Genomic DNA, 14,798 nt, shown 5'->3' on the forward strand with positions numbered 1-14,798 from the left:
GTAAGGCAACTCTTTTTCAATCAATTTATTAACTTTCTTATCCTGCAGTGACTTCTTCTGTTTCTAAACCTCGATTTTTCTCAGTTTCTGCAACATACACGGCACATGCAGCATCCCCGGAAATATTGATCGCTGTTCTTGCCATATCCAGCAAACGGTCAATCCCAAGAACCAAGCCGATTCCTTCGACCGGCAAGCCCACGCTCGAAAGCACCATTGCAAGCATGATAAGCCCTACTCCAGGAACTCCCGCGGTTCCGATGCTAGCCAATACGGCTGTCAAAACGACCGTCGCCAGCTGCGTCATTGTCAAATCGACGCCAAATGCCTGGGCGATGAACATCGTCGCAACTCCTTGCATAATGGCCGTGCCGTCCATATTGATCGTTGCGCCTAAAGGTTGGACAAACGCACTGATGGATTTCGGAACGCCCAAATCTTTCTGCGCCACTTCCATTGATACCGGCAAGGTCGCGTTGCTGCTTGACGTACTGAACGCCACGCTCATTGCAGGGGCGAACTTTTTAAAGAACCAAATCGGGTTTTTCTTTGCCAAAAAGGCAATCGTTCCACCATAAGTAACGATCGTATGAATGGCAAGAGCGGCCAAAACGACGAACATATAAGACCCCATCGCCTTGATGGCTGAAAATCCTTGTGATCCAATTGCCGTAGCAATCAAGCCAAATGTTCCAATCGGTGCGAATTTCATGACAATGCCCACCAGATACATCATGATGTCATTGCCTTGCTCCACAAGGTTGACGACGCCTTTCGTCTTTTCGCCAAGAGCCGTCAGCGCGAGGCCAATAAAGACAGCAAATACAATGATTTGAAGCATATCCCCTTCAGCTAAAGCCGCAATCGGGTTTTTCGGGATGATGTTCATCAATGTTTCACTTACTGAAGGAGCTTTTTCGGAATCGAACTCGGCACTTTCCACATCAAAATTTCCTGCAAGCCCTGGCTGAATCAAAGCAGCCAATCCTAAACCAATTACAATCGCAATGGTCGTGGTCACTAAGAAATAAACAATCGTTTTCAATCCGATTCTGCCCAATTTAGCAGGATCGCCCAGTCCAGCAGTTCCTAAAATAATAGAAAAAAGAACAAGCGGCACAACGAGCATGCTGATTAAGCTCAAGAAAAGCTGGCCAAGCGGCACAAATAGGTATGTATTGATCAGATCAAAAGAACCAGGTGCAAATAGATTTATGAGCAAGCCAACTATTGCCCCAAGAATGAGGCCGGTGAGTACTTTTACTGTCATATTGGTTTTCTTCATTCATTTCGTCTCCTTTTGTAATTAAAAGATAGTTTTAAGTGTAATGGAAAAAAACAAATAATTACAGTGATATAGTAATCATGAAGAAATAGGAAAATTGTTTTCTTTTTAAATCAAAAAAAACCTGCAGAAGACGTTCTTCTGCAGGTTTGGTAATAATGTCTTATTGTTTTAGCTTTTCTACTTCTTCTTTCAACTTGTCAATGCGGTCCTGGCCGTAAATGCCAGCATGGTTGTCCCATTGAGCAAGGCCGAATTCTTGGAACTCGGTGATTTGCTCAGGTGTCAACTCTGTAAATTCTACGCCTTCTTTCTTCATCAAATCAATATATTTCTCAGTTTCTTCACGGTTTTTCTTCACTTGCCATTGTTCAATTTCTTTTCCGACTTTCTTAAAGATTTCTTGCTGCTCTTCAGTCATCCCTTTAAGTTTGTCTTCATTAATAACAATAGAGCCCGTCGCATACACATGGTTTAGTGCAGTGTAATGGGAGTTAACTTCGTGGAACTTGCTGTCATAAGTTAAAAGCAAACCATTGTCTTGTCCGTCTACTGTGCCTTGTTGAAGGCCAAGATACAGTTCGTTAAATGGCATAACAACTGTTTGGACGCCTGCTTCATCAAAGAATCCTTTGATTGCCTGAGATCCCGGAACACGCAATTTCAAACCTTTCAAATCTTCAACTGATGAAATATCTTTTTTCGAGTTTGATACACCGCGGAATTCGTTTTCCCAAATTCCCAGTGACACCATTTTGTGCTTCAACAATGTTTCTCTCATCGTTGTAGGGATGATGCCGTCTCCGTAGTAGATGGCATCTGCTTCTTCATAGTTTGTTACAACATATGGAAGGTAGTGGAAATCCAGTAATTTATCCAAACCAGACAATGAACCTTGGCTTAAAAACGACATGTCTAATGTTCCGCGTGAAATATCTTGAGCCAAAACTTCATCTCCGCCCAATTGGCTGGCAGGGAAGACGTTGATTTTAATTTCGCCGTTCGTTTCTTCTTCAATTCGGTCAGCAAATCGTTTAGCTGCTTGGTCCTTCACGCTATCGACAGGGAAAATATGGCCTAACCGCAATGTTTGCGATGCTGAACCTGATTTAGCATCGCCTCCGCCTGACGAACTTCCACAAGCGCTTAAGATAAATAATAAGCTTAACATGACTAAACCGAACAATTTAAATTTCTTCATTTTTTTCTCCCCTTTAATTTTACTTCTAGCTAGCGTGGACTTTCTCACATTTGTTATGCAATAACTTCTTGTTTTCAATTGGTAATAAAGCTTTTTTATAACCAATTAAGTTATGTTTTTAAATTTATGAAACTACTAAACCGGGTTTGCCAGGCAGATCAACGCTTTGCATAGCATTAGCAGTATAATTTGAAGCCAGTATCATTTTAGAACGAGCTCCAATAAACCATTTTCCGTGGCTGGTTTCTACGATAAAACCCAATGGTTGTTTTCTATCTAACGCACACAAGCCTTCCCCCCCTTTAGTTAAAGCGCTTTCATTCTTCTTTTTAAAAGGAGCATTTAGGATAATTGGATCCAAAATGCTATAAGAAAACTTTATAGGGAAAAAAGAAAGAAGTCAATATTTTTATAATATAATAAACTTTCAGATAAATAATGCAATGAAGAAGGTTCTAGAGCATAAGAGGCAACTATTTAAGCACCAGCAGTTCTTCATTCCCATGCAAAGAACTGCTTTTCTGATTCACGCGCAGTCAGGTTCAATAAGCTTTTTTCAACAATGTTAGTATACCGTCTTTAGTCGGCACTCTAGGATTGTTGCGGACCAAACGTTGGATCGGCAGCGTCTTCTCAGCAATTTCTTCCAAGTCTTCTTCTTTGATACCGATTTTTGAAAGTTTAACCGGAAGGCCAACTTCTTCAATAAGTTGATAAACGCCTTGTGAAGCAGCATAAGCCAATTCGGTTGTTGTTTTGCTGCCGTTATCCAAACCAAGGATTTGGGCGATTTTCACCATTTTATCTTTCGAAGTGGCTGCATTGTATTCCATTACGTACGGCATTAATAAACCGGTTACTTCACCGTGAGGCGACTTTACTTTCCCCCCGATTGGATAAGCAATGGCGTGCGCCAACGCGTTTCCTGCATTTGAAAAAGCCAGTCCTGCCAACAAACTGCCTAGGAGCATATTGCCGCGTGCTTCTAAGTTGCTGCCTTGTTGAACAGCTAGCGCCAAATTATTGACAATGAGTTCGATCGCTTTTTCCGCTAAAGCATCAGTGATCGGAAATGCTCCTTGGAAAAGAAGATTTCCTGTGGCATCGATATTAGTAAAGCCTTTTGCTGTATACGATTCGATGGCATGGCATAACGCATCAATTCCGGAACATGCTGTCACATATGGAGGCAATCCTACCGTCAGTTCAGGATCAAGCAAGGCTACCGAAGGGCGCAAGTAGTTATCGGAAATTCCGACCTTCAGATTATTCTCCGTATCGTTGACGACAGCTACCGACGTTACTTCTGAACCTGTTCCAGCTGTTGTTGGAATGGCAATTAAAGGTGCAATTGGCCCTGGTACTTTTCCTTCGTCAAAATAATCCCGTGGATGGCCGCCGTATTCCATCAATAGGGCCACCACTTTCGCCAAGTCGATGCTGCTTCCGCCGCCCAGCCCGATAATCACATCTGTCTTAATTTGTTTTTTGGCGAATTCATAAGCTTCCAGCACGCTTGACACCGGGGGTTCCGGAATGGCTTGATCGTAAATAACCACATTATAGTCATGCTGTTCGAGCAAAGCAGTAATTTTGGTCAAAATGCCCGCATTCACGATTCCTTGGTCGGTAATCAAAAAAATATTTTTTGCGTTAAATCGCTTTAGTACACTATCTAATTTGTTAATGGCACCATTACCAAAAACAATATTTTGCGTAGAAAAATATTCCCAGACGTTTCTAGCCATTCCGTCAAAACCTCCCATTAAATGTGAATCGTGATTACTTTTTCTTCGGTCATTTCCTCAATGGCACTGCGCGGCCCTTCTTTTCCTACTCCGCTGTCTTTTACTCCTCCGTATGGAAGAATATCCGCACGGAACGTGGAGACATCATTAATGTTAACACCGCCGAATTCCAATTCGTGCGCTGCTCTCATTGCTAAATGGAGATCCGAAGTAAAGAGGCCTACTTGCAAACCAAAACGCGAGTTATTTACAGTCGCAAGCACTTCTTCAATATTTTCAAAAGGCACAATATTGATAACAGGCGCAAACAATTCTTCACACATTACTTTCATCTCTTCCGTGACAGCCGTCAATACAGTCGGTTTAAATAGCGAACCTTCTCTTGTGCCGCCCGTAACCACTTCTGCACCGGCTTCGACTGCCTCTTGTATCCAGTTTTCTACTCGCTCGGCTTCCTTGATACTAATCATCGGACCAATATTGGTCGCGTCGTCTTCCGGATTTCCAAGAACAATCGATTCCGCGTAAAGCTTCGCTTCTTGTAGAACTTGTTCATAAATGTCTTGATGCACGTAAATTCGCTGAACAGAAATGCACGCTTGTCCAGAATTTGAATAGCCTCTGGACACACACAAGTCCACAGCCCGCTTTAAGTCTTTAACGTCCTTATGGATAATGTTCGGCGAATTGTTTCCCAATTCCAAAGTTACTTTTCGAATGCCGGTTTCACTTTTAATCATTCTTCCAACTTTTGGGCTTCCGGTAAATGTATACATGGCGATCCGTTCATCTTTTAAAAGAACCGGTCCCACTTCATGCCCATACCCGTTTACAATATTCAAAAAGCCATTTGGCAATCCTGCTTCTTGCAAAACTTCCGCCATTTTTATTGCAGATACAGGTGTTTTTTCCGCTGGTTTTAAGACAATGGTATTTCCTGCAGCAAGAGCCGGCCCGACTTTATGGGCAGTCAAATTGAACGGAAAGTTAAATGGCGTAATCGCACAAACCACACCGACTGGCACGCGAATTGAAAAAGCCATCTTTTGTTCATTTCCAGGCTGTCCGTGAATCGGCAGCCCTTGTCCAGCGATTCGCTTCGCTTCTTCAGCCGACGTGATAAACGTTTGAATGCCGCGATCCACTTCTGCGCGCGCATCCGTGATGGTTTTTCCCGCTTCCCGGCAAATCACAAGCGCTATTTCTTCTTTTCGCTTTCCAAAAAGTTCAGCAGCCTTCATTAAGATGCTATACCGTTCGGTAACGGTCAGTTTAACGGTTTTATAGGTTTCCACAGCATTGGCAATGGCTTTTTTCACCAAATCTTCATCCGCTTTTGAAACGTAAGCATAAGGTTGATGTGAAAACTTATTGTCCACCACAAACTGGTCGTCTCCCTTGATCCATTCGCCGCCTATTAAATTTCCGTAGGTTTCCACAAACTCTGTTTGTTTTTCCATGATGATCATCCTCATTTTAGATTTCACAAGAAAATCGATTTTAGTCTATTAGCGCTTCCTTTGCTTAATTGTCTACACTCACTATTTCATTATCTCGCAAATATTTCATCAAGGACTTTTCAGTCGAAAGAATGTGTGTTTCAATCAACGCATGAATTTCCTCGAAATTGTCTTCTTTCAAAGCTATTACAATCTTCGTATGATCATTATTTGAATTGCTCATTTGTTCATCAATGATATAAGGCGTATAGGGAGAAAATCCGGCCCACAACCCTTCAATAATCTTCATCATCTTTTGGTTCGAACAATGCTTCATCAAATTTTGGTGGAATTGTTTGTTCAGAAACGTGTAGTCTTCCGGATCGTCCGCCAGTTCCATTTTTTTTACCAAACTTTCAATTTCGATTTTGTCCATAGCCGTTAGTTTCGGAAGGCTTTCTTTGACAGCAACTTTTTCTAAAATTACCCTCAGCTGATACGTATCCGTAATATCGCTTAGCGAAATTTGTTTGACGACGGCGCCTCTGTTCGGCTTGATTTCAATCAAGCCCTCGGCATTTAATTTTTGCAGCGCTTCTCTTACCGGCATGCGGCTAATGGAAAGTGAATTTGCGATTTCATCTTGGACAATCCGGTCGCCCGGTTTTAAATCCCCTTTAAAGATCGCAACCCGAATTGCATTTGCTACTTGTTCCGGCAAACTATACGCATAGGAATGTTCAAACGTTAAAAAATTTTTTAGTTTCATAAAATTCATCCTCTGGATTCCTAATATTGGTCGTACTTATTATACTCACTAACAAGGCATACGCGCTTTAGTTAACTTTACCCTTAAGCTCTCTTAATATACGCTCATTGTGCTGGCCAACTTCAGGAATCGCATTCATTTGGTACCCAATATTGTTAAATGTCACCGGAGGAACAAGCATTTTCAGTTTCCCGGCAGATGAATCCACGTCCCGCCACCTGTCCCTAAATTTTAATTGTGGGTGGTCGATAAATTCGCCTATCGTATTCAGCCGGGCATTGGCAATTTTTTGCTTATCCAGTTCTTGCATCAACAGATCAGCGGTAAAACCCTTGAATTTTTGATTGATGATTTTTCGTAGTTCATCTTTGTTTTGCGATCGTTTTGTGTTGGTGTTGAATTTTTCATTTTGAAACAATTCTTTGGAATGCACGACATTCACACAAAAATTCTCCCATTCTCGCTCGTTTTGAATACCGATAAACACTTTCTTCCCCTCGGCCACTTCAAAGTCGCCGTACGGAAAAATAGTGGCATGGTCGGCTCCGGTCCGTTTCGGCTCTTCGCCCGAAAAAGCAAAGTTAACTGGAAAGCCCATCCATTCGCCTAAAGCTTCTAGCATCGACACTTCAATAATGGATCCTTCGCCTGTATGGTGCCGATTGATCAAAGCCGTTTGAATACCCGAGAATGCATACATTCCGGCAGCAATATCCGCAATCGATATTCCGGCTTTTGATGGAATTTCTTCCGTCCCGGTTATCGATACCAATCCGGCCTCGCATTGAATCAACAAATCATATGCTTTCTTGTCTTTATACGGCCCTTCAGAACCGTATCCCGAAATACTGCAGATGATGAGCTTTGGGTATTTTTGAAGAAGCTCTTTTGCGCCAAAACCCAACCTGTCTGTAGCACCCGGTGCCAGATTGCTGATAAACACATCAGCATCTTCCAGCAATCCCTCTAAAATCCCTTTCGCTTCTTGGTCTTTTAGGTCAAGTGCCAACGATTCTTTTGAACGGTTCAACCAGACAAAATGGCTCGACAATCCGTTAGCAGCTGTATCGTAATGCCTGGCAAAATCACCGACTCCCGGCCGCTCAATTTTGATGACCCGCGCGCCAAGATCTGCTAATTGCCTGGTAGCAAAGGGTGCTGCAACCGCTTGTTCCAATGCAACAACTTTAATTCCTTGTAATGGCAGCATTTAATCTCACTCCCTTTAAGTCTATCGATCAAATTCTTGTACCAAAAGCAAATCAAAGCATGGAATATTGTCTTTCCTCATTTTTGCTTCGGTATGTATTACAAGAACCATGTTGTTAAAGACGGTACGAATACAATGATGTACAGCAAGATGACAGCTCCACCCAAGAACCAAAATACAAAAGGCAGCATTTCAATGAGCGAGCTTTTATTCACTTTTGCAGATACGTAAATATTGGCAGCCATTGGCGGCGTCAAAAGCCCAATTTCAATGTTTGTTACCAAAATGATACCGAAGTGAATCGGATTAATGCCGAATTGGATAGCTGCCGGAGCCAGCAAGACACCCATTAAAAGTACAGCGGCATTGGTTTCCATAAACATACCCACGATGAATAAAATAATTGTCACTAGTATAATAAAGATGTATTTGTTGTCTGTAATCGAAATTGCATATTCTGCTATTGTTTGCGGAATTTGTTCCAGCGTAATCATGAAGTTGAACATATTGCTAAACGCGATAATGCTTAGTATGGCAGCAGATGAAACTGCAGAGATGAAAAATACACGTGAAAGATCAGGGAATTTCAACGAACGAGCGACAAGTGCAATAATCAATCCGTATAGACAAGCCACGGCCGCAGCTTCTGTAGGCGTAAACAATCCGCTGTAAATTCCGCCTAAAATGATGACTGGCATAAACAAAGCGGGGATAGATCCTAAGAATGTTTTACGTTTGCTACGTATTTTAGTTGCCGCTTCCGCTTCCGTTTCTCCATTTCCTAGCGGCTCGCCCAGCACCCGGTTAAGCATCAATCTATGGGTAATCAAGAAAATAAGCACCATAATAATTCCGGGAATCATGGAAGCTAGAAACAAATCGGAAACAGAAACGCCGACTGTTGCCCCGTATAAAATCAACGGAATAGAAGGAGGTATTAATACGCCCAGCAATCCAGCACCGGCGATTAAAGAAGCCACATAGCCTCTCTTATAGCCTTTTTCCACCATTTTTTCTCCAACCGTGCTTCCGATCGCCGATACCGTCGCTACAGACGACCCGGTAATCGCACCGAGAAACGCACTTGCCAATACCGTTACATAGCCCAAACTGCCTCGAACTTTTCCAAGCAGCATTTCTGAAAGATCGATCAATTGCTTAACAATTTTTCCTTGGCTCATAATTTGTCCAGCCAAGATAAACAATGGAATAGCCAGCAATGGGAACGAGTTAACCGCTTGGTTGGCTACTGAAGCAAATGTTTCTAAAGGTATTTGTGCAACATTTCCCCCTAATAATGCAGCGAGTCCAAAAGCAATGCCAATAGGAACCCCGACTATCAAGAAGAAAAGAAGAGCTATTCCGACCAAACCCATTTTATCTCTCCCCCTCTAAGTGACCCATAGCAGCCGGGTCTTTTTTTCGTTGAAACAGACGAATTAAATCGCATAACGCATGGAAAACCATCAATGCAACCCCTAACAGCATAGCTCCAACTGGAATGGCTACTGGAATGCCTAGTTCAATGGTTTTATCCCCTGAAGTGACCGCAAATTCGAAAAACGAATACGCTACACTTATAAACACTACTCCAAAAATAATCATGATGACATCCGTGATGATTTTCATCCAATGCACGACTTTGGTCGAATGAATGACTTGCTCCAATTCGATGGTAATATGGTCTTTCGAATACGTAATCGCCGAAGTTCCGATAAACGTCAGGATCGACATCCCAAGCATGCCGATTTCGGTCATGCCGACTGAAGACATGCCGAGCGTCCGGGTAATGACCTGTATAACGACTGCCAAAAACATTCCGATCAATGAAACTGTAATGATGAAAGACTCCACTTTAAATATTCCGCTTTCAATTTTACCCAGCATAGTATCCCCCGCCTTTAGTGATAGTAAAGCGCCTTCTAAAATATCGAAGGCGCCTGCAGCTTTTGCGTTTAACCCCTTTGTTTACTTGTTAAGCGTACGGGTCAACTCTGGAAGTATTGATGTCCATCATGACGGTTTTCGCTTCTGTATATAATTCCATTACTTCTAAACCGTTTTCTCTGCCGTAGCCGCTCATTTTAAAGCCGCCATAAGGCACCTGCCATAGAACTTTGCGGTACGTATTGATCCAGACGATGCCTGCCCGTATCGCATCTGCTACTCGGTGGGCTTTTCTGACATCGTTCGTCCAAAGACCGGCCGTTAATCCGTATTGCGAATTGTTGGCAATTCGGATAGCTTCTTCTTCCGTATCAAACGGGATGACGACCAAAACCGGCCCAAAAATTTCTTCCCGGCAAACATAGGAATCTTCGCTCAACCCACTAATGATTGTCGGCTCAAAGAAAAAGCCATTTTCAAAGCCTTCTACTGCAAGCCGGCGTCCACCGGTTAAAATGTTGCCGCCTTCTTGCTTGGCCACTTCAATAAACTCTTCAATTTTTTCAACTTGCGCCTCAAGCGATTGAGGCCCCATATGAGATTTCGGATCCATTGGGTCGCCTACACGAATCGTTTTGGCTTTTTCCACTAGTTTCCCGACAAAATCATCGTAAATTTTGCTGCTGACCAATAACCGCGATCCCGCTGCGCACGTTTGCCCGGCATTAATGAAGATTCCAGACGTAGCCGCAATCAGCGCTTGATCCAAATCTGCATCTTCGAAAATGATGTGTGGTGCTTTGCCGCCTAATTCAAATGACAGTCGCTTTAAATTGCCGACTGACCCTTTTGAAATTACTTGGGCTGTTCGGCTAGATCCGGTAAAGGCGATTTTATCGACTTTTGGATGTCCGACAATGGCTGCGCCTACTTCTGCTCCGCCCGTTACTACGTTTACAACGCCAGGCGGGAACCCTGCTTCTGCTACTAGCTTTCCGAATTCTAACGCCGTCACCGACGTTTGGTCGGCCGGTTTAATAACCATCGTATTTCCTGCGGCCAATGCAGGCGCCGCTTTCCACGCAATCATCAATAACGGAGAATTCCACGGAACCAATGCTCCGACAACGCCAACCGGCTCTTTTTTCACGACACTAAACAAGTTCGGATCGTGCGAAATATAACTGCCGTACATTTTGTCTGCAATTCCCGCATAAAAATAAAACCATTCGGCTACGTTCGGGATTTCCCCGTTCAGCAGTTCCGAGTAAAGTTTTCCGTTGTCTCTCGATTCTAATCTCGCCAGCTTTTCTGTATCTCTGCGGATCAAATCGCCCAGTTTTCGCAGCAAATGCGATCGCTGCGTGCCCGTATAGCTTCTCCATTCTCCTTCAAAAGCATTTGACGCCGCTTCTACAGCAAGATCAACATCCGCTTCCGAACTTTTCGCCACCAACGTCCACACTTCCCCCGTTGCAGGGTTGATCGTTTCATATGTTTCTCCGCTAAGAGGAGTTACAAATTCATTGTTCACAAAAATCTGTTCGTATTTATGGTCTTCCATCAACAATTCCTCCTTTAATATTAAAGCGCTTTCATTTATTTCACTTTGGCTTTTAGGATAATTGGATCCAAAAATGGTTCTAACAAAAATAATAGACACACTAGTTAAAATTGTCAATATATTTTTATTGGGATAACTATTCAGATAACTTTTTATTGATTTTCTTTTCTAAAGGGACCATGCCCATAGAATATGACGCTGAATTACATCGATTTTCTTTCCTCTTCTTGTAAGATCTAAATGATTTTTAGCTATAGTACTCTGCAACTTCTTCTTTGCTTATAAATGTCAAAAAAAAGCAGCTCTTTGCTAAGTCGCAAAGAGCTGCTTTTTTAATTGGTGTTGGCCTGAATTTATTTTTATTCGCCTAAATCGACGTTATGGTAGACTTGCTGAACGTCTTCCAAGTCTTCAATCGCATCGATCATTTTTTCAAATTGAACTTGCGCGTCTTCCGGCAATTCCAATTCGTTTTGAGCGAGCATCGTAAGTTCGGCAACGGTGAAATCTGTAATGCCAGCTGTTTTAAAAGCTTCCTGGACGGCATGGAACTGCTCTGGTTCTGCATAAACGATAACAGAATCTTCTTCTTCAAGAATATCCCGTACATCCACGTCTGCTTCCATCAGCAATTCCAATACTTCATCCGCCGTTTTGTTTTCAACGCCGATAACCGCGGTTGGGTCGAACATGTATGCGACTGATCCGCTGACGCCCATATTGCCTCCGTTTTTGCCGAATGCCGCACGGACATCCGAAGCTGTCCGGTTGACGTTGTTCGTCAAGGTATCGACAATGACCATCGATCCGTTTGGCCCAAAGCCCTCGTAGCGCAGCTCGTCATAGCTTTCTTCTGAGCCGCCTTTGGCTTTTTCGATGGCCCGGTCGATGATGACTCTTGGCACACTATATGTTTTCGCCCGTTCCAATACGACTTTCAGCGCTTGGTTCGATTCTGGATCCGGTTCGCCTTGCTTCGCCGCTACGTAAATTTCGCGTCCAAATTTTGCGTAAATGCGGCTTGTGTTGGCGTCTTTTGATGCTTTTTTCTCTTTAATATTATTCCACTTGCGGCCCATTGGATTTCCCACTTTCTTTTGGCTTTAACTGTGATCATTGTTCACTTCTTCTATTATATAATAACCACGGCATGTTTTTCGAGTAATGGAATTGAAAAGAGTGCAACCCATCTATGAATTGCACTACTTATTACTTTTATCAACACGATGATATTCGGAAATCTGAACAATCCGGACTTTTCCCGTATGCAATTCATGGTAGATTCCACGGCTATCAGTAAAGGAAACATATTGGTCCCGTTCACTACGAATCATTTGTTCAGCACTTTCCTGTGAATCCACGTGAATAAACCGGCGAATATAATGCTCCTCATCAAAAAAATACGTTACTTTGAATTCTTTCACGTTTTTCATCTCCTTATACAGGATATGGAGCAGGCTGGTAAAAGTAATTCGGCTTCACGACATCGTTTTGGTAGCGCTTATGAAAAATATGCGTAGTTGCCGGAGACATCGGCGGAATAAGCCAAGCCCAATTGCCGGTTAAATCGCGGCCCGCCGCTTCTTCTTTCCGTTCAAAACTCTTGAATTGCTTGGCAGCCGTATGGTGGTCGACAATCGTCACGCCTGCCTGGTTGAATGACTCCAATACCGCAATGTTCAATTCCACAAGCGCCTTGTCTTTCCACAACGACCGGGCCGAATCAGTATTCAATCCCATCAATTTAGCTACTTTCGGCAATAAATTATAGCGGTCCTCATCCGCTAAATTGCGGGCGCCGATTTCTGTGCCCATATACCAGCCATTAAAAGGTGCCATTGCGTACTCGATGCCGCCAATTTCCAGCTTCATCTCTGAAATAATCGGAATAGCATACCATTTTGCCTGCAAACTCTCAAACTGAGGGATTTCTGGATGCATTATATTCACTTCGACGACCGCTTCTTCCGGAAGTTCGAAAAATTGAGGCGCTTCGCCTCGAACTTGGATTACAATAGGCAAAACATCAAACGGCGTTCCTTTTCCTTGCCAGCCAAGCTTTTCGCATTGCTTCGTAAAAGCAATCGAAGTAGAGTCTCCAATTACGGTACCTTCTTTTTCATAGCCGGCATAGCGAATCAATTGATGGTTCCAGATGCGCATCGGAGCTTCATCGTTTTTATTTGCCGGAAAGACGGTAATCGCCGGACGGATTTTGCCTTTATTCGTCGCAAAATTGATATGGTGCAGCAATGCTTCAAATGTACTTTCGGCTGTATGCGGCCGGCGTTCATCAAAAACCGTCAGTGAATTCCAGAACAGCCGTCCAATGCAGCGGTTGTTATTGCGCCAAGCCATGCGGGCGCCGTGTTCAAGTTCTTCAAAAGTATGTATATAGGTGCCAGTATCGTTAATTTCTTTTATTATTTCTGTTGCCCTTCGAGAAATTTCCTCCTTGGTCTTGCTCAATTCTCCGTAACACAGATCAATAAATTCTATCGCTTCTTCAATAAATGCGGTTCTCGGTTCAACAATAGCCATATTTGTCCCTCCTCACGAACATCATAGCATCCCTCCCAATATTTTTTTATCAAATGCGCCTTTCACACTCTTTGTTTTTGCCATTTGTTACAGTAAACTGAACAAAAGCCGATAAAGAGAAACTTCATTTAGTACGGGAGCTTCATCCACTACTTAATATTAGTAGAGGAACATAGGATAAAGACGCCGCTTCTGGCGCCAACGCCTATGTGATAGACATCCTGTCGGCCTCAATCGGTTTTTTAGGCTCAGTGATTTCCCACTTGAAGAAGTAGGAATCTTACTGATCTTTAAAACGGGATAAAGGGAGTTTGCCTCATGTTAAAAGCGATATTTTTTGATTTGGACGATACGTTGATCTGGGATAAAAAAAGCATTGAAACCGCGTTTTTTAAAACATGTCAATGGGCTGAACAAGCGAGCGGCGCCGATTGCAGCCAATTAGAAGAAGCGGTGCGCAAGGAAGCAAGCCGGCTTTATGCGAGCTACGAGACCTTTGCGTTTACGAAAAAAATTGGCATCAATCCTTTTGAAGGGCTATGGGGCACATTTGATGACGAAGGCGAAGACTTTCAGAAAATGAAAGGGCTAATGCCCCTTTACCGAAAAGAAGCTTGGACACTGGGTTTGCGGCAAGTTGGCATCGACAATCCAGCACTTGGCGAACAACTGGCCGACTTTTTTATTGAGGCGCGAAAGAGCAGCCCAATCCTTTACGAAGAGACATTCCAAGTTCTTGAAAAGCTGAAAGCCCGCTACCGGCTCTTGCTTTTGACCAATGGTTCTCCTCAATTGCAGCAGACGAAACTCGACATCACACCTGAAATTTCCCCACATTTCGACCATATCGTCATTTCGGGCGCATTTGGCAAAGGAAAGCCTGATCCCGCCATTTTCCAGCATGCTTTATCCAAATCCGGTTTGTCGGCTGAAGAGGTCCTTATGGTCGGCGATAATTTGCTGACTGACATAATAGGCGCTCAACAAGCAGGAATCCGTTCGGTTTGGGTTAATCGGGAACATAAAGCGCCGCATGAAGCGATCACTCCCACTTTTGAAATCCAGCATTTGAATGAATTGTTCCCGATTTTGGAGCAGTTGAAGCAGTAAAAACAGTGCGGACAGTAAAAGGCGGCTGCCGGATAGTATTGGGG

At 43.2% G+C, this 14,798-nt stretch carries 14 protein-coding genes; 1 reads left to right on the top strand and 13 read right to left on the bottom strand.

Annotation, left to right across the window (positions count from 1 at the left end; all coding sequences use genetic code 11):
* Window positions 1-37: 37 nt before the first annotated feature.
* From ACRRQV_RS08520 to ACRRQV_RS08580, 13 genes are all read right to left on the bottom strand, one after another.
* Window positions 38-1,285, bottom strand: coding sequence for a dicarboxylate/amino acid:cation symporter (locus tag ACRRQV_RS08520; RefSeq protein ID WP_432529727.1), 1,248 nt, complete (start codon window positions 1,283-1,285; stop codon window positions 38-40).
* 163 nt (window positions 1,286-1,448) lie between these two features.
* Window positions 1,449-2,486, bottom strand: a complete 1,038-nt coding sequence (locus ACRRQV_RS08525) for a TRAP transporter substrate-binding protein (protein WP_432529729.1) — start codon at window positions 2,484-2,486, stop codon at window positions 1,449-1,451.
* A gap of 124 nt (window positions 2,487-2,610) precedes the next feature.
* A complete protein-coding gene (locus ACRRQV_RS08530) occupies window positions 2,611-2,775 on the bottom strand; it encodes a hypothetical protein (RefSeq protein ID WP_432529731.1) in 165 nt (54 codons plus the stop codon).
* A gap of 253 nt (window positions 2,776-3,028) precedes the next feature.
* Entirely contained in the window at window positions 3,029-4,234 is a 1,206-nt protein-coding gene (locus ACRRQV_RS08535) for a hydroxyacid-oxoacid transhydrogenase (protein ID WP_432529733.1), read from the bottom strand.
* A gap of 17 nt (window positions 4,235-4,251) precedes the next feature.
* Entirely contained in the window at window positions 4,252-5,694 is a 1,443-nt protein-coding gene (locus ACRRQV_RS08540) for an aldehyde dehydrogenase family protein (RefSeq protein WP_432529735.1), read from the bottom strand.
* A 64-nt stretch (window positions 5,695-5,758) separates the two neighbouring features.
* Complete coding sequence (locus tag ACRRQV_RS08545) at window positions 5,759-6,442, bottom strand: GntR family transcriptional regulator (RefSeq protein ID WP_432529737.1); 684 nt, start codon at window positions 6,440-6,442, stop codon at window positions 5,759-5,761.
* Between the two features lie 67 nt (window positions 6,443-6,509).
* Window positions 6,510-7,652 (bottom strand): CaiB/BaiF CoA transferase family protein, encoded by a 1,143-nt coding sequence (locus ACRRQV_RS08550; RefSeq protein WP_432529739.1) that lies wholly within the window; start codon window positions 7,650-7,652, stop codon window positions 6,510-6,512.
* Window positions 7,653-7,750: 98 nt separating this feature from the next.
* Complete coding sequence (locus tag ACRRQV_RS08555; RefSeq protein WP_432529741.1) at window positions 7,751-9,028, bottom strand: TRAP transporter large permease; 1,278 nt, start codon at window positions 9,026-9,028, stop codon at window positions 7,751-7,753.
* Window position 9,029: 1 nt separating this feature from the next.
* The gene (locus ACRRQV_RS08560) at window positions 9,030-9,539 is read right to left on the bottom strand and encodes a TRAP transporter small permease (protein ID WP_432529743.1); all 510 of its coding nucleotides are present in this window, start codon (window positions 9,537-9,539) and stop codon (window positions 9,030-9,032) included.
* An 88-nt stretch (window positions 9,540-9,627) separates the two neighbouring features.
* Window positions 9,628-11,103, bottom strand: a complete 1,476-nt coding sequence (locus ACRRQV_RS08565) for an aldehyde dehydrogenase (RefSeq protein WP_432529745.1) — start codon at window positions 11,101-11,103, stop codon at window positions 9,628-9,630.
* Between the two features lie 359 nt (window positions 11,104-11,462).
* A complete protein-coding gene (locus ACRRQV_RS08570; protein ID WP_432530765.1) occupies window positions 11,463-12,182 on the bottom strand; it encodes a YebC/PmpR family DNA-binding transcriptional regulator in 720 nt (239 codons plus the stop codon).
* A gap of 123 nt (window positions 12,183-12,305) precedes the next feature.
* Window positions 12,306-12,536 (bottom strand): hypothetical protein, encoded by a 231-nt coding sequence (locus tag ACRRQV_RS08575; protein WP_432529747.1) that lies wholly within the window; start codon window positions 12,534-12,536, stop codon window positions 12,306-12,308.
* Window positions 12,537-12,540: 4 nt separating this feature from the next.
* Entirely contained in the window at window positions 12,541-13,644 is a 1,104-nt protein-coding gene (locus ACRRQV_RS08580) for a nitric oxide synthase oxygenase (protein WP_432529749.1), read from the bottom strand.
* Between the two features lie 318 nt (window positions 13,645-13,962).
* On the opposite strand from ACRRQV_RS08580, the gene ACRRQV_RS08585 reads away from it, so the two are divergent.
* The gene (locus tag ACRRQV_RS08585) at window positions 13,963-14,754 is read left to right on the top strand and encodes an HAD family hydrolase (protein WP_432529752.1); all 792 of its coding nucleotides are present in this window, start codon (window positions 13,963-13,965) and stop codon (window positions 14,752-14,754) included.
* Window positions 14,755-14,798 lie beyond the last annotated feature (44 nt).

The organism is Planococcus sp. YIM B11945, from assembly GCF_050864155.1.
Classification (GTDB): domain Bacteria; phylum Bacillota; class Bacilli; order Bacillales_A; family Planococcaceae; genus Planococcus.